Raw genomic sequence first — 20,152 nt, forward strand, 5'->3', positions numbered from 1 at the left:
CTCTGGAAACCGATTCTCAAATGCTCCTGAGGCATTGCTTACCGGCAGCGCGCCTTTTATCAGGCGCTGCCAGCCGGCATTGTCGGCGTATTTCCGGACAAGATTTTCCGGCGCCGTTTCAGGCCCGGCGCGGGATACGCGCTGACCGGGCAATTCGTTGTCATTCTCCAGTGGGCACGTATTGTAACTGAATCACAATCCGGCACCGCATCTCGCGAAAATCCCCGGCGGCGCGCCGATATCCCGAAAATATAACGCGCGCCAGACCAAAAAGCGATGGTCGTGCACGCTTTAATACAGCAGGGTTTTCACGCGCTTTTCACACGCGCGACATTTCAGCGGGCTTTCGGTTACCGACTGCTCGTATTCCGCAGAGGATTGCCGCGCCGCGCGTCATGCAGCACGCGTATTTGAGAGCCTGATAGCACGGCGCGTGCCGCGTCCACACTGTCGTGCGCACGGCAGCGCCGCCGGGGCGCGGGCGTTTGCCCGGCGCCCTCGGCCGGGCGTTATGCGAGGCAGGCGTCCAGACCGTCAGTGATCAGGTCTTGCGGCAGTTCGATGCCGATAAACACCATCTTGTTGGTCTTTTTCTCGATCGGCTGCCATTTCGCGGCGAGATCGCTGCCCATCATCTGATGCACGCCCTGGAACACGACTTTACGGTCGACGCCCTTCATATACAGCACGCCCTTGTAGCGCAGCAGGCGTTCGCCGTAGATCTGCAGGATGCCGCCCAGGAAGTCTTCCAGCTTGTTCGGATCGAACGGGCGATCGTTGCGGTAGACGAACGACTTGATCTTGTCGTCGTGGTGCGCGTGGTGGTGATGCGCGTGATCGTGGCCTTCGTGATCGCACTTGCCGTGGTCATGATCGCAGTCGGCGTGATCGTGCTCGTCGTGGGCATGCGTATGACCGTGCTCGTCGTGCGCGTGAGCATGACTGTGCGCGTGTTCGTCTTCGGCGAGGAAGTCCGGGTCGATCTCGAGCTTCGAATTCAGGTTGAAGCCACGCAGGTCGAAGATTTCCTTGATGTCCGCTTCGCCGAAATTGACGACCTTGATCGCCGCTTTCGGGTTCATGTGCAGCAGGCGGTGACGCAGCGCGTCCACATGCTTTTCGTCGACGAGGTCGGCCTTGGTGATGAACAGGCGATCGGCGAAACCGACCTGGCGCTGCACCACTTCGTGCTCGTCCAACTGGTGGTTCGCGTGCTTCGCGTCGACCAGCGTGATGATCGCGTCGAGCAGGAATTCGTCGGCGATCTGGTTATCCATGAAGAAGGTTTGCGCGACCGGACCCGGATTCGCGAGACCGGTGGTTTCGATCACGATGCGGTCGAAATCCACTTCGCCGGCCTGCTTCTTCGCGGCCAGATCGCCCAGCACGCGCGCGAGGTCGCCGCGGATCGTGCAGCAGATGCAGCCGTTGCTCATCTGGATGATCTGCTCGGTCGTGTCCTGCACGAGAATTTCGTTGTCGATGTTTTCTTCGCCGAACTCGTTTTCGATCACGGCGATCTTCATGCCGTGCTTTTCGTTCAGGATGCGCTTGAGCAGGGTGGTTTTGCCGCTGCCGAGAAAGCCGGTGAGGATGGTGACTGGGATCATGAGGGTCGCCTGTATCTGGTTGTTCGTGAAACTTGCGGAATCTGAGCGTGAGCCGTGGGCAGTGAAGCGGGGCGCGGCAGCCGGTGGCGCGCAGCCCTGCCTGACCGGTTATTGGAACATATCTGTCAAGCCGGTGCAGGCGGGCGGCTTCAGGCTGGTGCTTCAACCGCCGCACCGCCGGCGCTCGTAATAACCCTGAAGCTATGGGCGATCAGGCGATTTGCAACAGCAGGCCCTTCAGGTATTCGCCTTCCGGGAACGCGGTGAGCAGCGGATGATCCACGCCCGCGCCGAGCCGCTTGAGAATCCGCGCGTCGACGCGCGCGTCGGCGGCCGCGCTGGAGACGATCTTCTGGAACAGCTCGGAGTCGATCGCGCCGGAACACGAGTAGGTGAACAGCAGGCCGCCCGGGCGCAGCAGCTTTAGCCCAGTGAGATTGATGTCCTTGTAAGCGCGCGACGCGCGGTCCACGTGTTCTTTCGACGGCGCGAATTTCGGCGGATCGAGCACGACCAGGTCGAAGCGCTCGCCTTCATCGTAGAGACGGCGCAGCGTCTTGAACGCGTCGGCGTCGAGCCACGTTGCGCGTTCGGCGTCGAAGCCGTTGGCCGTGACGTTCTGCTGCGCGATCGCCAGCGCGTCGCCGGACGAATCGATCGACACCACTCGTTTGGCGCCGCCCTTCAACGCCGCCAGCGAGAAGCCGCCGGTGTAGCAGAAGCAGTTCAGCACTTCGCGACCCTGCGCGAGCTGCTGCACGAGCAGGCGGTTATCGCGTTGATCGACGTAGAAGCCGGTTTTATGACCGTTGCGCACGTCGACGTGGTAACGCACGCCGTTTTCGCTCGCGATCAACGCGTCCGACGGCGCTTCGCCCGCCAGCACGCCGGTGATCTGTTCGAGTCCTTCTTTCTGGCGGATCGACACGTCCGAGCGCTCGTAGACGTTCGGGCAGCCGGTCGCGTCGGCCAGTGCGGCGACGATCGCGTCCTTCCACGCCTCGACGCCCGCGGCCATGAACTGGCAGACCAACTGGCTGCGCTGGCCTTCGTCTTCGGCGACGTAGTGATCGACGATCAGGCCGGGCAGGCCGTCCGCTTCACCGAAAATCAGCCGCACCGCGCCGGTGTCGTGCACCATCGTCCGCCGATGCGCGAGCGCGCGTTGCACGCGGCGCTTGAAGAATGCGTGATCGATCGGCTCGCTTTCGTCGAAGCTCCACACCCGCGCGCGGATCTGCGAATGCGGGCTGTAGGCGGCGCGGGCGAGGAAACGGCCGTCGTGCGCGCGCACCAGCACGGTGACGCCGGGCGCGGGATTGCCGTCGACGCGATCGATCGCGTTGGCATAGACCCACGGATGGCGGCGCAGCAGCGACTTTTCTTTCGACGGTTTGAGCGTAACGATATTCATCAGGGTGTCAGCAGAGCATTAAGCCGCGCGGCAAGACGTGCGCGGCGGGTGAAGCGAAACCGGAGACTGCGAACCGCTTCAACGAGCGGAATCAGTCGCGTTTTTTGGCGCGTGGATGCGCCTTGTCGTAGACGTGCGCGAGGTGCTGGAAATCGAGCGCGGTATAGACCTGCGTGGCGGTGATGCTGGCATGGCCGAGCAGCTCCTGCACCGCGCGCAGATCGCCGCTCGACTGCAGCACATGCGTGGCGAACGAATGCCGCAACACGTGCGGATGCACATTCGCGGGAATGCCGGCGGCGAGCGCCGCGCGTTTCACGCGCTCGCGCGTCACGTTCGGCGACAGCCGGTTGCCGCGCGCCGACAGAAACAGCGGATGCGGATCGTGCTTCACCATCTGGTCGCGCACCGCCAGCCACGCATTCAATGCCTCCAGCGCCTTGCGGCCGACCGGCACGATGCGGCGCCGGTTGCCCTTGCCGAGCACTTCGACTTCGGCGGCATCCAGCTTGAGCCAGCCCGCGGAGCGGTAGCCGTCGGCATCGGCGAAACGGGCGTCGAGGCCGACCAGTTCCGACAGCCGCAGACCCGACGAGTAGAACAGTTCGAGCATTGCATGATCGCGCAAGCCTTCGAGCGATGCGGGCGGCGGGCTTTCCATCAGCCGCGTGGCGTCGTCGACGGACAGCGCTTTGGGCAGCGTTTTCGGCTGCTTCGGCGCGCGCACGGTCGCGACCGGGTTGGCCGGCAGATCGACGCGGCCGGCGAGCCAGCGATAAAACGCGCGCCATGCCGACAAGCGGTGGCTGATTGATCGCGCCGTCAGGCCGCGCGCGTGCGCGCGGGACACGGCGCCGCGAATGTCCACGGCGGTCAGGCTTTGCAGCGGCCGGCCCTTGGCCAGCAACCGGAGTTCGTCGAGTTCGTGGGTATAGCCGCGCAGCGTATGCGCCGACAGCCGCCGCTCATGTTCGAGATTCGACAGATAGGCGGCGATCGGGTCGGCTTCGGTCACGATGGGCCTCTAGCGGCGAGGGCGGCGGTAGCGGATCGGTTGCACGATCGGCGCTCAGCGCGGCAGCAAACGACTCAGCGCGGCGCTGGCCAGCGCGCCGATCTGCGTCAGGAAATCGGTCGCCATGCCGTCGTGGAAGCGGCGCGCGTCGGCGGAACCCATCACCAGCAGGCCGAAGGTCGGTGCTTCTTCCTTGCCCTCGGGGTCGCGCAGCGCGAGCAGCGCGATCGATTCGGTGACGTGCGCGGCTTCGGACGGCGCTGCGCCGGACGCGCTTTCTTCAGGCGCGGCAGCCGTCGCATTCGCGGACGGCACCAGCCACTGCGCCGCTTCGAAGCCGGTATTCGCGCCGCAATACGGCGTGGTCAGGCTGTTGGCGAAAATCCGCACTTCTTCACCGACGTGGCGCGCGAAGTCGGCTTGCGCATAAGGCTCGGCCACGTCCCACACGCGCAGCGCGGCTTGCGGCACGTCGAAGATATCGCGCAAACCGCTGGCGATCGTGCGCGGCAACGCGTACGGATCGCGCTCGGCCATCACGCGGATGGTCCAGCGATTGAATTTCGACGCGATGCTGTCGTTCTCGTGGCCGTAGCGCAGCAGCTCGGCGAGGCGGCGTTCGAGATGCTTGTTCTTGTCGCGCAGCATTTCCATCTGCCGTTCCTGCAGCGACACCGCGGCTTTGCCGTGCGGGTTCGCGAGCCGGATGGTCGCGAGTGTCTCCGCGTGGTCGGCGAAGAATTCGGGGTTGGCGAGCAAATATTCGGCGACTTCGCGATCGTTCATGGTTTCGGCTAAAGGACTACGGGGCGACGCCCTGGGGCGGCGCTTCGGTCAATGGATTCAGGCAGCTAACTAATCGGCCAGCTCAATCTCGCCTTCGAAGACGGTCGCCGCAGGGCCGGCCATCAGCAACGGCTCGTCGGCTTTTGCACTGTCCCACGTGATGGTCAGCTTGCCGCCATGCGTATGCACGAGCACCGGCGCCTCGAGCAAACCGCGCCGGATTCCGGCCGCGACTGCCGCGCACGCGCCCGTGCCGCATGCCAGCGTTTCGCCGGCGCCTCGCTCGAACACACGCAGCTTGATCTCGCTACGGCCGACGATCTGCATGAAGCCCGCGTTCACGCGCTGCGGAAAGCGCGCGTGACGCTCGATCACCGGGCCTTCGACCAGCACCGGAAACGCTTCGACGTCGTCGACCACTTGCACCGCGTGCGGATTGCCCATGGACACCACTGAAATCCAGCGCGTCGTGCCGTTCACGTCGAGCGGCCACAGCGTGTCCGCGCCTTCGCGACGGCCTTCGAGGCCCTTGGTGGCAAACGGCACGCGTTCCGGGTCGAACACCGGCGCGCCCATGTCGACGAGCACCTCGCCGTTTTCCTGCAGGGTCAGCGTGAGGGTGCCGTTCTGCACCTGCACGCGCACCGTGCGCTGGTCGGTCAGACCCTTGTCGCGCACGAACTTCACGAAACAGCGCGAGCCGTTGCCGCAATGTTCGACTTCACCGCCGTCGCAATTGAAGATGCGATATCTGAAATCGACGCCTGCGATGGTGGGCTTTTCCACCAGCAGCAACTGGTCGGCGCCGACGCCGAAATGCCGGTCCGCGAGCGCGCGCACCTGCGCCGGCGTCAGGTTGACCGGTTGGGTGTAGCCGTCGAGCACGACGAAGTCGTTGCCCGCGCCGTGCATTTTGGTGAATTTCAGTTTCATCACGCTATTGTAAGTGACGCGCCCACGCCTGCGTTCAATACACGCTGGGTTCGCCGGGCGGGCGGGTTTTGAAGCGCTTGTGCACCCAGTAGTACTGCTCGGGTATCAGCTGAATCTGTTCTTCCAGGAAGGCGTTCATGCGACGGGCGTCCGCGTCGTCGTCGCCAGTGGGGTAGTTCTCCCACGGCTTGAATACCTTCAGCCGGTAACCCTTGTAGTTCGGCAGCACCTCGCCGATGAACGGCACGACCTGCGCGTGCCCGACTTCCGCCAGACGGCCTACCGCAGTGAGCGTGCAGGCGGGCACGCCAAAGAACGGCACGAAGGTGGAGTTGCGCGTGCCGTAGTCCATGTCGGCGCCCAGCATGACCGGTTTGCGGTCGCGCAGCCAGCGCAGCACGATGCGAGCGCTGTCGGCGCGGCTCGCCATGTCGGAGCCGAAGCGGCCGCGTGCGGCCTTCGCCACGTCGTCGAGCACCTTGTTGGACATCGGCTGGTAGAGCGCGCCGCACTGCCGGTGCAGCGAGTAATTGATGAACACGGAGCCGGCCTCGATACCGACGAAATGCGCGCCTAGCAACAGCGTGGGCGGCATGTCCGGATCCAGCAGGTCGACCTCGCTGTCCACCTGAATGAGTTTCTTCAATTTTTCCGCCGAGCCGAACCACTGGACGCTGCGCTCCACGTAGCTGCGGATCGCGTGGCGGAAATGTTTCTGCGCGATCTCTTCGCGATGCTCCGCGCTCCACTCCGGGAAACACAGGCTCAGGTTGACGTGGACGACGCGTTTGCGCTTGCTGGGAATCTGATAAAGCAGCCAGCCTAGTCCGTCGCCCAGTCTTGCCACGAAACCGTAGGGCAGCAGTGCCAGAAATTTGAGCAGGCCGATCGCCAGATGGGCGCCAAGACGACTCAGCATGTCGGTCCTCCGCTCAGGGCGTCGAGCGACGGTTTACTCAAGAAATTCTGGATCGGGTCGAAATGCAACACGGGTGGACACTCTGTGACAAACAAAGGAAGCCGCTATAATAAGGGCTTCGCCGAGTTAATAGACAACTTGCGGGGCGAAGCTGGCGGGTCCGATCCACGTGATAGGCCCCAGCCAGTAAGGTATTCCGCTAAAGCGTCGCCGCTTCAAGGCTCCCGAAGCTGGCTACGTGAAACTCAACCGTAACCACACAATTGGAGTCTGAAACGTGGCAAACGACTATCTCTTCACTTCCGAATCCGTCTCCGAAGGCCATCCCGACAAAGTCGCGGATCAGATCTCTGACGCGATCCTCGACGCTATCCTGACGCAAGACAAGTACTCGCGTGTCGCAGCGGAAACGCTGTGCAACACGGGTCTGGTCGTGCTGGCCGGTGAAATCACCACCACCGCGAACGTCGATTACATCCAGGTCGCGCGCAATACGATCAAGCGCATCGGCTACGACAACACCGAATACGGCATCGACTACCGCGGCTGCGCGGTGCTCGTCGCTTACGACAAGCAATCGCCGGACATCGCCCAAGGCGTGGACCGCGCGCACGACAACAACCTTGATCAAGGCGCCGGCGACCAGGGCCTGATGTTCGGTTACGCGTGTGAAGAAACGCCGGAACTGATGCCGCTGCCGATCCACCTGTCGCACCGTCTGGTGGAACGTCAGGCGAATCTGCGCCGCGACGGCCGTCTGCCGTGGCTGCGTCCGGACGCGAAGTCGCAGGTCACCGTGCGCTACGTCGACGGCAAGCCGCATTCGATCGACACCGTCGTGCTGTCCACGCAGCATTCGCCGGATATCGAACTGGCCACGCTGCGCGAAGCCGTGATCGAAGAAGTCATCAAGCCGACGCTGCCGGCCGAACTGATCAAGGGCGACATCAAGTTCCTCGTGAACCCGACCGGCCGCTTCGTGATTGGCGGTCCGCAAGGCGATTGCGGCCTGACGGGCCGCAAGATCATCGTCGACACGTACGGCGGCGCGGCGCCGCACGGCGGCGGCGCGTTCTCGGGCAAGGATCCGTCGAAGGTCGACCGTTCGGCGGCTTACGCCGGTCGTTATGTTGCGAAGAACATCGTGGCTGCCGGTCTGGCTTCGCGCTGCCTGATTCAGGTGTCGTACGCGATCGGCGTCGCTGAGCCGACTTCGGTGATGGTCAACACGTTCGGCACGGGCCGCGTGTCGGATGCAACGATCACGCGCCTCGTGCAGGAGCATTTCGACCTGCGTCCGAAGGGCATCATCCAGATGCTCGACCTGCTGCGCCCGATCTACGAGAAGAGCGCGGCTTACGGTCACTTCGGCCGTGAAGAGCCGGAATTCACGTGGGAATCCACGGACAAGGCTTTGGCGCTCGCTGAAGCTGCCGGTACGGAACCGGTCGCTGCGCTGGTTGAATAAGCGCGGGCTGTCCGCTTAAGAAAAACCCCGCCGGGCGTGAGCCCGGCGGGGTTTTTTTATTGCTGGTGAGCTGGTTGGGGCGAGCTGTTTTGCTACGCGCTTAACGGCTCGCAAACGCGAACGCGAACCAGCCGGTGCTGCCGTTCGTCGACATGCGGCGCGGACGGCGGCTCGTGTTTTGCGGCGCGGCAACCGGCACGAGTTGCGGGGCGGCGAGGCGTAGCGGCGTCGGCTTGCGCAGCAGCGTGCGCAGCGAAAAGCGCCGCGAACTGCCTTGCAGACGCAGCGCGGAGAAGAACGTGTGGAACCAGGTGCGAATGCCGTCGACCGCTTTGGCATCGCGCCATTGTTCGCCCATTGCGCGGGTGCGCGTGGCATGGTGGCGCAGCGCGCGCACGACATGGCGGCGCGCCGGACGTGCCGCTTTCAGCGCGGCGCGGGTAAGGCGGGTATTCAGAAGAGTATGCATGGCTTCACAGGTGGGCAACGCGTCGCGTGTCGGAAGGTGCGTCAGTCAGAGCAGCAAATGTGCCAATGACAGGATCGCAAGGAACGGCGCGAATGCCCGGGATTCGATCGGAAAAGGCACGGAGGCCGATGATATTGGCCTTAGCGGCCAGTATGCGGCGCGCTAGTGCGGGAATGGCGTTAAACATGTATGCAGGCTACACGTGATTCATGACGTCAGAAAGTCGGTTTTTACCCTGCGAATCGGGGTTTTTACGGAGTAAAGCGATGGTGCGCGTCGACGGGGTCGCGCCCTTTGCGACCGATTATCGTGCGTGTTTGCCCATTTGACGTGCTGGCATTTTGCCGCGTCGCGGGAGACGCGGTGCGCATCTAGGATTGGTTGCGAGAAATCGCGGATTCTTAATCCATTCGCATTGAATGATTAATCTTCAGGCATTTTCAGATTGATTCTGGAATACCCGATCACGGTTCATTACGTCCGCGAAGTAATTCGATTTCACTCTAACGCTCGTGGCGAGCGGGCTATTCACTGATTTGCGCTACGTCTTCCCGCACGGCGAAACTGCGCACCGTCCGATCGCGCCCGCTTTACAATCGAGGGATCAGCTAGTCGACGGTAACGGAACACCATGTCACTTCATTCGAAGAAAGAGCAGATTCAGACGTTGCGGGAGCAGGGTTTTGTCGTGGTGCCCGGATTGGTGTCGCCCGAGCGTTGCGATGAGTTGAAGCAGATTGCACTGCGCCAGTTGCACGAAGCGGCGGCGCCGATCGAGTTCGAGGCGGATCTGAAATACCCCGGCGCGCCGGATTCCAGGCATGCGCCGGGCGGCCAGACGGTGCGCCGCTTGCTGGACGCCTATGGCCGCGCGCCGGCCTTTGCGCAATGGGCCACCGCGCCGGAAATTCGCGGCTGGATGGAGCTGTATTTCGGTGAGGAACCGCGCCTGTCGCGCGCGCATCACAACTGCGTGATGACCAAGCATCCGGCGTACGGCAGCTTGACCGGCTGGCATCGCGACGTGCGTTACTGGTCGTTCGAGCGCGACGATCTGGTGTCGGTGTGGGTGGCGCTCGGCTCCGAAACGGTCGACAACGGCGCGCTTTGGCTGGTGCCAAAGTCGCACAACGCGTCGTTCACCTCCGAACGCTTCGACGAGGCCAAGTTTTTCCGCTCCGATCTGCCAGACAACGAGGCATGGATTCGCACCGCGGAATCGCCCGAACTCAAGGCCGGCGACGTGGTGTTCTTCCACTGCAATACGCTGCATTCGGCCGGCAAGAATCTCAGCGACCAGGTGAAGTTTTCGCTGGTCTACACCTATCACGGTGCGAGCAACGTGCCGTTGCCGGGCAGCCGGTCGGCGGCCAAGCCCGAGGTGCCGTTCTGATTGTTTGAGCCGGGTGGTTGATCCAGCACGTGGCGCGGCTCGCGCCATCGTCGGGTGCCTCGGCGCCTGAAGCCAGGCGCCGCGCACCGGCAGCTAATCGCCGCTTACCGCTTGCGCCCCGACAACGCGACGCCGGTCAGGCCGGCGATCGTGGCCGCCACGCCGGCGACGATCAGCATGATCGCCTTATTCGTCGGCGAACCCGTGAAGACACGCGAAACCTCGCTGCTCACTGAGTTGAACGCCTGACCGCCGAAATACAGCAGCACGATACCGCCGACAATCAGCGCGATTGAAATCGCCTTCACCATCTACTTCTCCCATCAGTTCGGTCCGCGCAAAGTGTAGGGGACGTGCAAGCAATCGTCCATCCCGCATACTGGGCCTCTGCAGGGTTCACGTCGATTGGCTACCATAGTGGACCAGCCGTCTATAACAACGCGTCGACAATACGTCGAACGACACATCGCGAAGTACGCCTCCCGCAGCATGCGATTGCCTCACGCCCGCACTGGTTGGGCAACCTCAACTTCAAGGACACAAGCAATGGCTTACGAAGCAGCTTCAGAACGCTATTCGGACATGCAGTACCGCGTCTGCGGCAAGTCGGGTCTCAAACTGCCGGCGCTGTCTATCGGCCTGTGGCACAACTTCGGCGACACCACGCCGATCTCCACGCAGCGCGACATTCTGCGCACGGCCTTCGACCTCGGCATCACGCACTTCGACCTAGCGAACAATTACGGCCCGCCGTACGGCAGTGCCGAAACCAACTTCGGCCGTCTGTTCAAGGACGACTTCAAGCCGTATCGCGACGAGCTGCTGATTTCGTCGAAGGCCGGTTGGGACATGTGGCCGGGCCCGTACGGGCAGGGCGGCGGCTCGCGCAAGTACGTGCTTGCGAGTCTCGACCAGAGCCTGCAGCGCATGGGCCTCGACTACGTCGACATTTTCTATTCGCATCGTTTCGATGCCGATACGCCGCTCGAAGAAACCGCCGGCGCGTTGGCCACTGCCGTGCAGCAAGGCAAGGCGCTGTACATCGGGATTTCGTCGTACTCGGCCAGCAAGACGCTTGAAATGGCGAAGCTGCTCGCCGAATACAAAGTGCCGCTGTTGATCCATCAACCCGCGTACAACATGCTCAACCGCTGGATCGAGCACGAGTTGCTGGATACGCTGGCGCAGGTCGGCGCGGGGTCGATCGCGTTCACGCCGCTCGCGCAAGGTCTACTGACCGGCAAGTATCTGAACGGCGTGCCGCAAGACGCGCGCGTCAATAAGCCGGGCGGCGGTTCGTTGAAGCAGGAGCATTTGAGCGAGCAGAACATCGAGCACGTGCGCAAGCTCAACGACATCGCGCAGCGTCGCGGCCAGAGCCTCGCGCAAATGGCGCTCGCCTGGGCGTTGCGCGACCCGCGCGTGACCTCGGTGCTGATCGGCGCGAGCCGGGCGGAGCAGGTGCGTGAGAACGTCGGCGCGTTGAAGAACCTCGCGTTCTCGAAAGACGAACTCGCGGAGATCGACCGCTACGCGACCGAAGGTGGCATCAACCTGTGGGAAAAGCCGTCGACGGATCAGGCGATCTGATTCCCGGCGCTTGCAGGCCGAAGTCGTTGCCGCCGCAGCAGCAACAGAAAAAGCCGCCCGTGAGGCGGCTTTTTTTCGCCGGTTTCGCTAGACCAGCGCCGGCAGACCCTCGACCAGCACGACCGCGAACATCACGCCGATCAGTGCGCCGAGTACCCGTAGCACGTTGTGCCGAAACTCCGTCTTGCAGGGAAGCGCGCCGACAAACAGGGCGCCGGCCAGCGCCATCGGAATCACCAGGATGAAATCGCCGATCGTGAAGTAGGTCGTCATAGTCGTCTCCGTAACCTGATACTGGCTTAGGCAGCGGCGCCATGTTGGCGTCATGCAACTGCCCGGCTCGATTCGAGTATAGGAGACGGTTTGACCGTCATCGCTGCGCTGTGCGGCGCTGCAGCGGCTATTCGCAAGCCGCTGAACCCGGCGCGCCAAGGCTTGCCGCGATTGGCGCGGCGCAGCAAATGGGACGAAAACAGTGAAGCGTTTGCTTACACTGGCCTTTCTTTTTACGGGTATTCCATGCAGAGCGGATCGAAGCGTCAGCCGTCAGCCGTCAGCCGGTGGCCTGTTCGCGTTCACGTCCGCGTAAGCGCAGCGCCGCCAGCATGCCGATCACGAGCAGCAGACCGACGAGTCCCGCGACACCGTTCCATCCATAGTCGGCCCAGATGTGGCCGCCATACGAGCCGACCACGCTCGAGCCGATGTAATACGCGAGCAGATACAGCGCGGCGGCCTGGCCCTTGGCCTCTTTCGCGAGGCGTCCGACCCAGCCGCTTGCCACCGAGTGCCCGGCGAAGAAACCGAACGTCACGCAGGCAATGCCGAGCGCGATTGCCGCGAGCGGGTGCAACAGCGTGAGGGCGAGACCGAGCGCCATCAACAGCAGGCTCGCCGTCAGCACGCGTGCTCGGCCGAAGGTATCGGCCATGCGGCCCGACCATGGCGACGCGACCACGCCCGTCAGATAGACGATGAAGATCGCACCGATCTCCGTCTGGTTCAAGCGGTAAGGCGGCGCGAGCAGCCGGTAGCCGATGTAGTTGTACAGCGTCACGAAACTGCCCATCAGCACGAAGCCGAGCAGAAACAGCAACGGCAAACCAGGCCGCGTGAACTGCTTCAGCAATGCATTGCGGTGATGGCCGAAACCGAGTCCACGCCGCGGCACGAAATGGCGCGACGGCGGCAGCAGCGCGCGAAAGGCGAGCATCGACAGAATGCCGAGCACGCCGATCGTGCCGATCGCCACACGCCATGAAAACAGATCCGCGACGACGCCGGTGATCACGCGCCCCGCCATGCCGCCGATCGCCGTGCCGCCGACGTAGAGGCCCATCGCGAGACCGAGCCCGTCGGGATGGACTTCCTCGGCGAGGTAGGCCATTGCGACGGCCGGCACGCCGCCGAGCGCGAGACCTTCGAGCGCGCGCAATACGAGCAACTGATGCCACTGCGGCGCGATCGACACGCCGATCGTCAGCAGCGCCGACACCGTGAGCGACATCGTCATCAGCTTGTGACGGCTCCAGCCTTCCGAGACGAAACCGGCGACGAAGATAGCCAGCGCAAGCGCCGCCGTGGTCACCGACAGCGACAGGCTGCTTTGCGCGGGCGTCACGTTGAACGCCGCGGAAAAGGACGGCAGCAGAGGCTGCACACAGTACATCAGCGAGAACGTGGCGTAGCCGGCGAACAGCAGCGCGATGCTGGCGCGCCAGTAGGCTCGTGTGCCGCGTTCGAGGTAGGTGAGGTTGGCGATGTCGGGCGCGTCGGACGTGGACGCGCTCAACGAGGCGGGCGAGGCAGACGAGTCAGACGAAGAGGGAACAGCCGAAGTAGCAGTCCGGTGGGATTCCGGCGACGCGGTCACGAAACAATCTCCTTGGCGAGCGCGGGTGAGTCGAAGGTGTTAAGGATACGCTGAAAAATCCGCGTGGATCGGCGAGTCGGGCACTCGCCGTGCGCTAACCGTGCGCCGCCGCTTCGCTCGCCGCCGTTGCCGGATGCACGATCTGCTCGTCGGTGGGCAACGCGGACGCGTCCCAGCCGCCGCCCAACGCCTTGATCAACGCCACGCTCGCAGCCATCCGGCGGCGCGCGATCGACACCGCGTTGCGCTCGTTGGTCAGCGCGGTGGTCTGCGCGACGACGACGTCGAGATACGTGATCGCGCCGTTCTTGTAGCGGTTCGAGACGACCGCCAGCGAACGCTGCGCGGCGGCGACGGCGTCGTCCTGCGCGGCCGCTTCCTGTTCGAGCACGCGCAACGCGGCGAGGTTGTCCTCGACTTCGCCGAACGCGCTCAGCACGGTCTGCCGGTATTGCGCGACGCTTTCGTCGTAGTGCGCGCGCGCCTGTTCCTTCACGGCGGCGCGTCCGCCGAAGTCGAGCAGCGTGCCGGCAAGCGCCGGTCCGAGCGACCACAGCCGGCTCGGGGCCACCAGCCATTGGCTGTAGTTGGTCGCTTCGAGGCCGCCCGTCACCGACAGAATCAGGCTGGGGAAAAACGCCGCGGTCGCCACGCCGATCTGCGCGTTCATGTCGGCAATATGGCGTTCGGCTGCCGCGATGTCGGGGCGTCGTTCCAGCAACGCCGACGGCACGCCCGCAGCGGCCACGACCGGCACCGCGACGAGCGGTGCGACCGGCAGTGAAAACGTCGAAGGCGGCTGGCCAGTCAGGATCGCGATCGCGTGTTCGAGTTGCGCGCGCTGCACGCCAAGATCGAGTGCTTGCGTCTGGGTGGTCTTCAGTTGCGTTTGTGCCTGAGCGACGTCGGCGTCGGTAGCGATGCCGCCGGCGTAGCGGTGCTGCGTCAGATCGAGCGCTTCCGTGTAGGCCTTGATGGTGTCGTCGAGAAGCTGGCGTTCCTGATCGAGGCCGCGCAATTCGAAGTAGTCGGTCGCGAGTTCGGCTTGCATGGACAGCAGCGCGGCGTCGACGTCGGCGGCACTTGCCTGCGCTTCGGCCTTCGCGCCTTCGACGCTGCGCGACACGCGGCCCCACAAGTCCGGCTCCCACGATGCGTCGGCTTGCACGAGGTAGTCGTTCAGCGTGAGGCCGGCGGTCGACTTGTGCAGCACGTTGCTCGAACCCCGTGCGCGCGAATAGTCGCCGTTCGCGCTGATCACGGGGAAGTAGGTCGAGCGATATTGCGCGACGGTTGCGCGCGCGGCGCGAAAGCGCGCTTCGGCGGCCTGGACGGTCTGGTTCGCGGTGGCAACCTGCTGTTCGAGCGCGTCGAGCGAGGGATCGGCGTAGACGTTCCACCAGGCGCCGCGCGTGAGCGTGTCGGCGGGTTGCGCGGGCATCCAGCCGGTGGCTTCGAGTTCCTTGTAGGTGGCGGCGGTCGCGGTGGGTGGTTTGACGTAGTCGGGGCCCACGGTGCAGGCGGCGAGCAGGCAGGCTGAAGCGAGCGCCAAGGCCGACACCCACGCCGACGTGCGCAAGGCGACGCGCTTGCGTTGAGGCGCGCGATTGCTGCGCGAGGATGGCGTTGGTGCATTCATGACGATGCGCTCGCGGATGGACTCGCGACAGGGTGCGCCGCCGGTGTGTTTCCAGCCGCACCGGAAGCACCGGACGTGTCGGCCGCACCGGCCGCACCTTCACCGTTCGCTGCTGCACCCGAAGCACCCGAAGCACCCGAAGCACCCGAAGCACCCGCCGCGCCCTGCCGCGGCACGATCCGCACCGGCGCCCCGTCGACGATCGAATCCTGCGGATTCAGAATCACCTGCTCGTTGCCCGTTAAACCCGACGCGACCGCCACACGCGTACCGAAGTCCGTCCCCAGCGACACCGTGATCAGCTTCACCTTGTGCTGCGCGTCCACGGTCGCGACCTTCACGCCATCCGGCCGGAACAGAAACGCATTGCCCGGCAGCGTGAACGGCGCCGCGCCCGTGCCCAACGCGAAATGCACCTGCGCGTACGCGCCGGGCAGCAAATCACCATTGCGATTGTCGACGTCCACTTCCACCAGCATGGTGCGCTGTTGCGGATCGACGGCGCCCGCGGTGCGCGCCACCGTCCCCGGATAGTGTTTCGACGGCGTTTCGGTCAGCGTCAGAAACGCGTTTTGTTGCGCGCGCACCTGTTGTGCGTAAGCCTGCGGCACGTTCACATACACCCGCAAGCGGTCGGCCTGCGCGACGTGGAACAGTTCCTTCGCCGGGCCGCCCGAACTGCCCGCGTCGATCAGCGCGCCGACATCCACGTTGCGCGCCGTGACGATACCGTCGAACGGCGCGTAGACCTTCTGGAACGACTGCGTCTTCTCCAGACGCGCAACATTGAAGCGTGCCGCGTCGAGCGTGCCTTTCTTCGCAAGCATGTCGCCGACTTTCTCGTCGGTTTCCTGCTTCGATACCGACTTGCTTTTCAACATGTCGGTCCAGCGGTCGGCGGTGCTTTTCGCGAGCGCATAGTTGGCGTCTGCATTCGCGAGATCGGCGCGCGCGGCGCGCAGTTGATCGTCCACTTCCGGCGTGTCGATTTCGGCGAGCAGCTGGCCGTTTTTGACGTGCGCGCCGATGTCCGCGTACCACTTCTTCAGATAGCCGTTGGTGCGCGCGTAGATCGGCGTGTCGAGAAAGGCCTGCACGTTGCCCGGCAGCACGAGATCGAGTCCGGCCGTCGACTTCTGCGGCCGCACGACTTCCACGCTGGTCTGGCTCGCGTGTTCGGCATCGCGTTCGAGCGCGGCGTGCGCGTCGTGGCGCGACCAGATGCCTTGCGCGGCGAGGGCGATCACCACCACGGCCACGGCGACGGCGATCAATCGCCTGCGTTTGCTTTTCGCCGGTTCGTGCGAGGTGCCGGAACCGTCCGGACGATGTGCTTCCATCAAACTTCCCCTGTGAAGATGCGTGGGCAGTCAGCGCTGCCTCTCGTCATGTTTGCCGTTGCGATTGCCGCCGCGATGCACGTCATGGCTTCTGCACCACATGTTCCGCCGCGCGCAAACGCCGCGCCGCGAGTCGACGGTAGATCATCGAGAACACTACTGGCACGAAGATCAGTGTGGCCAGCGTGCCGATCGTCAAACCGCCGATCACCGCGCGCCCCAGCGGCGCATTCTGCTCGCCGCCTTCGCCGAGACCGATCGCCATCGGCACCATGCCGATCACCATCGCGAGCGCCGTCATCAGCACCGGACGGAAACGCGTGAAGCCCGCTTCGATCGCCGCGCGTGTCGCGTCGCCGTGTTCGAGCAGGCGTTCACGCGCGAAGCTGATCACCAGAATCGAGTTCGCGGTCGCGATGCCGATACACATGATCGCGCCGGTGAGCGCCGGAATGGACAGCGTGGTGTGCGTGAGAAACAGCATCCAGACAATGCCCGCGAGCGCGCCGGGCAGCGCCGTGATGATGATGAACGGATCGAGCCACGACTGGAAATTCACCACGATCAGCAGATAAACCAGCAGGATCGCGAACACGAGACCGGCGAACAGACCCGAGAACGAATCGTTCATGGTCTGCACCTGGCCGCGCACTTCGATGCTCGACGTTTTGGGCAACTCGGCCTTTGCGTCGTCGATGATCTTGCGGATATCGTCGGACACGCCGCCGAGATCGCGGCCGTCCGCGGTGCCGTAAATGTCGATGGTGGTCTGCGCGTTGTAGTGGTTCAGTGTCGCGTTGCCGGCTTCGCGCGTCATCGTGGCGAACGAGCCGAGAATATTGCTGCGGCCGTTCGCGTTCAGCGGAATATTGGCGAGCGATTGCAGTGAATCGATCGTGTATTGCGGCGCTTCCGTGATCACGTTGTAGCTGACGCCGTTGCGCGGATTGAGCCAGAACGTCGGCGTGGTCTGCTGGCTGCCGGACAGTGTGATCAGCAGATTGCTCGCGATATCGCGTTGCGTGAAACCGGCTTGCTGCGCGCGCGTGCGATCCACGTCGATGAAAATACGCGGCAAATCGGCGGGCTGCTGGATGCGCGCGTCGGCGAGACCGGGCACTTTGCGCAGACGGTTCAGCAGATTGGCCGCGAACACGCGATTGCCCGCTACGTCGCGGCCCACGATCTGGATATCGATCGGCGACGGCATCCCGAAGTTGAGCGTCTGACTGACAATATCCGCCGGCAGAAACGCGAACTGCACGCCGGGGAATTCGTCGGTGAGCGTGCGGCGCAGCGTGCGCACGTAGTCGGCGCTCGGGTGATGATCGGGATTGAGCGTGATCAGCACGTCGGCGTCCGAGGTGCCGATCGTGCCGGTGTTGCTGTACGACAGGTTGATGCCCGACACCGGCAGGCCGATGTTGTCGATGATCGAATGCAGCTCTTCTTTCGGAATCAACTGGCGAATGCGCGTGTCGACGCGATCGGTGACCACCGCGGTTTCTTCCACCCGCATACCCGTTTTCGCGCGCAGATGCAGCGCGATGGTGCCGGCGTCGACCGCGGGGAAGAAGTCGCGGCCGAGGAACGGCATCAGGAACATCGACACGCCGCAGCACACCAGGAACAGCGTCACGAACAGACCCGGTCGTGCGACGCGCGCTTCGAGAAACACGCGATAGCGCTCGCGCAACCGCTCGAAGCCGCCTTCGAATGCATAGTGCACGCGCATGAACGGGTTGCGCGTTTGCGCCGGCGCGTGATGCGCGTCCACTGCCTTATGGTGATGACGCAGCAGATATTTCGCGAGCGTCGGTACTAACGTTCGCGAGAAGAAATACGAGGCCAGCATTGCGAACACCACCGCTTCGGCTAGCGGAATGAACAGGTAGTGCGCGACGCCCGTCAGCAGAAACATCGGCACGAAGACAATGCAGATCGACAAAGTCGACACCAGCGTCGGAATCGCGATCTGATGCGCGCCGTCGAGAATCGCCTGCTCAAGCGTCTTGCCTTGCTCCAGTTGATGACTGATGTTTTCGATCGCGACCGTCGCATCGTCCACCAGAATCCCGACCGCGAGCGCGAGCCCGCCGAGCGTCATGATGTTGATGGTTTCGCCGAGCATGGAGAGCGCGATGATCGACGTGATCATCGACAGCGGAATCGACACGGCGATGATCAGCGTCGCGCGCCAGTTACCGAGGAACAGCAGAATCATCAGACCGGTGAGGCAGGCGGCGATCAACGCCTCGCGCAGCACGCCCTGCACCGACGCGCGCACGAATAGCGATTGATCGGCCACCGGATCGATGTTCAGCGACGCGGGCACGAGATTGCGCAGCGTCGGCATCATCGTCTTGATGCGGTCGACGATTTCGAGCGTGGACGTGTTGCCGCTTTTGTTGATGGTCAGCAAGGCGGCGCGCTGGCCGTTCACCCGCACGATATTGGTCTGCGGCTGGAAACCGTCGCGCACGTGCGCGACGTCGCGGATATAAACGGTGCCGTTGGCGGTGGACTTGATCGGAATATTGTTGAGCCCGGCGAGCGAATCGGGGCTGCCGTTCATTTCCACCGAGTACTCGGTCGAGCCGATTTTCGCGGTGCCCGAGGGCAGGATCAGGTTCTGCGCGGTGACCGCGTTGACCACGTCCATGGGCGACAGATTGCGCTCCTGCAGCTTGCGCGAGTCGATATCGACCATGATCTGCCGCTGCTTGCCGCCGTACGGCAACGGCGCCGACGCGCCCGGCACCGTGGCGAGCTGCGTCTTCAGAAAGTTATTGCCGAAGTCGTACAGCTCCTGCTCGGTGAGCGATGCCGACGACAGCGCGAGCCGCAGAATCGGCACCGTCGACGCGTTGTAGCGCAAGATGTTCGGCGGCGTGATGCCGGGCGGCAGCGAGCGCAATTGCGTCTGTGACAACGCGGTGACTTCGGCGAGCGCTTCATCGATATTCGCGTGCGGCTGGAAAAAGATCTTGATGACCGCGATACCGTTCAGCGAGGTCGATTCCGTGTGCTCGATATCGTTGACCGCGACCGACAAACCGCGCTCGTAGTTGAGCACGATGCGCTTTTCCATCTCGTCCGCAGGCAGGCCGTTATACGACCAGATCACCGAGAGCACCGGAATGTCGATGTTGGGGAAGATATCGGTCGGCGTGCGCAGGATCGTCAGCGGTCCGACGATCAGCAGGAGCAGAGCCAGCACGACAAAGGTATAGGGGCGCCGCAGCGCGAGGCGAACGATCCACATGGCTAGTCGCGACGGTCGAAGCCGAAGAGCACGGCGCTCGCGATGCCGCGGGCACGGCGAGCCTGAAGCCGACCCCGACCCCAGTGACGGCCGCGATGCGAGCCGGCGGTCGCGCCGGGCCGATTCAACGGATCATTGTGTCGATGCACGTTTTTGATATATCCCCCCAGCTGGGTTTATGATGGGCTCGTTACGACGCGTTACGCCAAGAATCATCGGTCCGGCGCGGCGTAATGGGAATAGGGCGAAACGACGGGTCAAGTGCCCCGAGTTCGCGCTTTTCATGGCCCCGCAAAACGGGAACAATGACTCGAACCTCTCACGCGTCAAACGCGCAGAAGATTGGGTGCGTACGCAACGTTATCGGCGTGGCGGCGTTTTTATTTACCTTGACCGGCGTGAAATCATAAAGCCGGCTATGGGAGAACGGGGAAACAT

Annotated in this window: 16 protein-coding genes; 3 read left to right on the forward strand and 13 right to left on the reverse strand. The window is 63.6% G+C overall.

What is annotated here, in order from left to right; all coding sequences use genetic code 11:
* Positions 1 to 509 precede the first annotated feature (509 nt).
* The 6 genes from HWY05_RS17445 to HWY05_RS17470 form a co-directional block, all read right to left on the reverse strand.
* Positions 510 to 1,610 carry a GTP-binding protein gene (locus HWY05_RS17445; protein WP_176059048.1) on the reverse strand — a complete coding sequence of 367 codons (1,101 nt, stop codon included), beginning with the start codon at positions 1,608 to 1,610 and terminating at the stop codon, positions 510 to 512.
* A 211-nt stretch (positions 1,611 to 1,821) separates the two neighbouring features.
* On the reverse strand, positions 1,822 to 3,024 hold the full coding sequence (locus HWY05_RS17450) for a class I SAM-dependent rRNA methyltransferase (RefSeq protein WP_035554074.1): 1,203 nt from the start codon (positions 3,022 to 3,024) through the stop codon (positions 1,822 to 1,824).
* A 91-nt stretch (positions 3,025 to 3,115) separates the two neighbouring features.
* Positions 3,116 to 4,039, reverse strand: a complete 924-nt coding sequence (gene xerC, locus HWY05_RS17455; protein WP_176059049.1) for a tyrosine recombinase XerC — start codon at positions 4,037 to 4,039, stop codon at positions 3,116 to 3,118.
* 54 nt (positions 4,040 to 4,093) lie between these two features.
* Positions 4,094 to 4,825, reverse strand: a complete 732-nt coding sequence (locus HWY05_RS17460) for a DUF484 family protein (protein ID WP_035554069.1) — start codon at positions 4,823 to 4,825, stop codon at positions 4,094 to 4,096.
* Positions 4,826 to 4,894: 69 nt separating this feature from the next.
* Positions 4,895 to 5,758 (reverse strand): diaminopimelate epimerase, encoded by an 864-nt coding sequence (dapF, locus tag HWY05_RS17465; protein WP_035554066.1) that lies wholly within the window; start codon positions 5,756 to 5,758, stop codon positions 4,895 to 4,897.
* A gap of 34 nt (positions 5,759 to 5,792) precedes the next feature.
* The gene (locus tag HWY05_RS17470) at positions 5,793 to 6,677 is read right to left on the reverse strand and encodes a lipid A biosynthesis lauroyl acyltransferase (RefSeq protein ID WP_035554064.1); all 885 of its coding nucleotides are present in this window, start codon (positions 6,675 to 6,677) and stop codon (positions 5,793 to 5,795) included.
* A 277-nt stretch (positions 6,678 to 6,954) separates the two neighbouring features.
* Between HWY05_RS17470 and metK the strand changes: the two genes are divergently transcribed.
* Positions 6,955 to 8,145 (forward strand): methionine adenosyltransferase, encoded by a 1,191-nt coding sequence (gene metK, locus HWY05_RS17475; RefSeq protein WP_035554061.1) that lies wholly within the window; start codon positions 6,955 to 6,957, stop codon positions 8,143 to 8,145.
* A gap of 100 nt (positions 8,146 to 8,245) precedes the next feature.
* Here metK and HWY05_RS17480 read toward each other — a convergent pair whose 3' ends face one another.
* Positions 8,246 to 8,614: a hypothetical protein gene (locus tag HWY05_RS17480; RefSeq protein WP_035554059.1), complete on the reverse strand. Its 369-nt coding sequence runs from the start codon at positions 8,612 to 8,614 to the stop codon at positions 8,246 to 8,248.
* Positions 8,615 to 9,245: 631 nt separating this feature from the next.
* Here HWY05_RS17480 and HWY05_RS17485 point away from each other — a divergent pair.
* Complete coding sequence (locus HWY05_RS17485; protein ID WP_176059050.1) at positions 9,246 to 10,007, forward strand: phytanoyl-CoA dioxygenase family protein; 762 nt, start codon at positions 9,246 to 9,248, stop codon at positions 10,005 to 10,007.
* Positions 10,008 to 10,111: 104 nt separating this feature from the next.
* On the opposite strand, the gene HWY05_RS17490 is transcribed toward HWY05_RS17485, so the two are convergent.
* Positions 10,112 to 10,318, reverse strand: coding sequence for a DUF3185 family protein (locus tag HWY05_RS17490; protein WP_035554055.1), 207 nt, complete (start codon positions 10,316 to 10,318; stop codon positions 10,112 to 10,114).
* Positions 10,319 to 10,553: 235 nt separating this feature from the next.
* On the opposite strand from HWY05_RS17490, the gene mgrA reads away from it, so the two are divergent.
* The gene (mgrA, locus tag HWY05_RS17495) at positions 10,554 to 11,597 is read left to right on the forward strand and encodes an L-glyceraldehyde 3-phosphate reductase (RefSeq protein ID WP_176059051.1); all 1,044 of its coding nucleotides are present in this window, start codon (positions 10,554 to 10,556) and stop codon (positions 11,595 to 11,597) included.
* An 87-nt stretch (positions 11,598 to 11,684) separates the two neighbouring features.
* On the opposite strand, the gene HWY05_RS17500 is transcribed toward mgrA, so the two are convergent.
* The 5 genes from HWY05_RS17500 to HWY05_RS17520 all read right to left on the reverse strand — a co-directional run bounded on the left by HWY05_RS17500 (position 11,685) and on the right by HWY05_RS17520 (position 19,714).
* A complete protein-coding gene (locus HWY05_RS17500; RefSeq protein WP_035554051.1) occupies positions 11,685 to 11,870 on the reverse strand; it encodes a hypothetical protein in 186 nt (61 codons plus the stop codon).
* 280 nt (positions 11,871 to 12,150) lie between these two features.
* Positions 12,151 to 13,389, reverse strand: a complete 1,239-nt coding sequence (locus tag HWY05_RS17505; protein WP_244146633.1) for an MFS transporter — start codon at positions 13,387 to 13,389, stop codon at positions 12,151 to 12,153.
* Positions 13,390 to 13,564: 175 nt separating this feature from the next.
* Positions 13,565 to 15,109, reverse strand: coding sequence for an efflux transporter outer membrane subunit (locus HWY05_RS17510; RefSeq protein ID WP_176059053.1), 1,545 nt, complete (start codon positions 15,107 to 15,109; stop codon positions 13,565 to 13,567).
* Positions 15,106 to 16,449: an efflux RND transporter periplasmic adaptor subunit gene (locus HWY05_RS17515; protein WP_176059054.1), complete on the reverse strand. Its 1,344-nt coding sequence runs from the start codon at positions 16,447 to 16,449 to the stop codon at positions 15,106 to 15,108. Before HWY05_RS17515 ends, HWY05_RS17510 begins: the two co-directional genes overlap by 4 nt.
* A gap of 82 nt (positions 16,450 to 16,531) precedes the next feature.
* On the reverse strand, positions 16,532 to 19,714 hold the full coding sequence (locus HWY05_RS17520; RefSeq protein WP_176059055.1) for an efflux RND transporter permease subunit: 3,183 nt from the start codon (positions 19,712 to 19,714) through the stop codon (positions 16,532 to 16,534).
* Between the last annotated feature and the right edge of the window lie 438 nt (positions 19,715 to 20,152).

It is taken from the genome of Paraburkholderia sp. BCC1876, assembly GCF_902833695.1.
Taxonomy (GTDB): domain Bacteria; phylum Pseudomonadota; class Gammaproteobacteria; order Burkholderiales; family Burkholderiaceae; genus Paraburkholderia.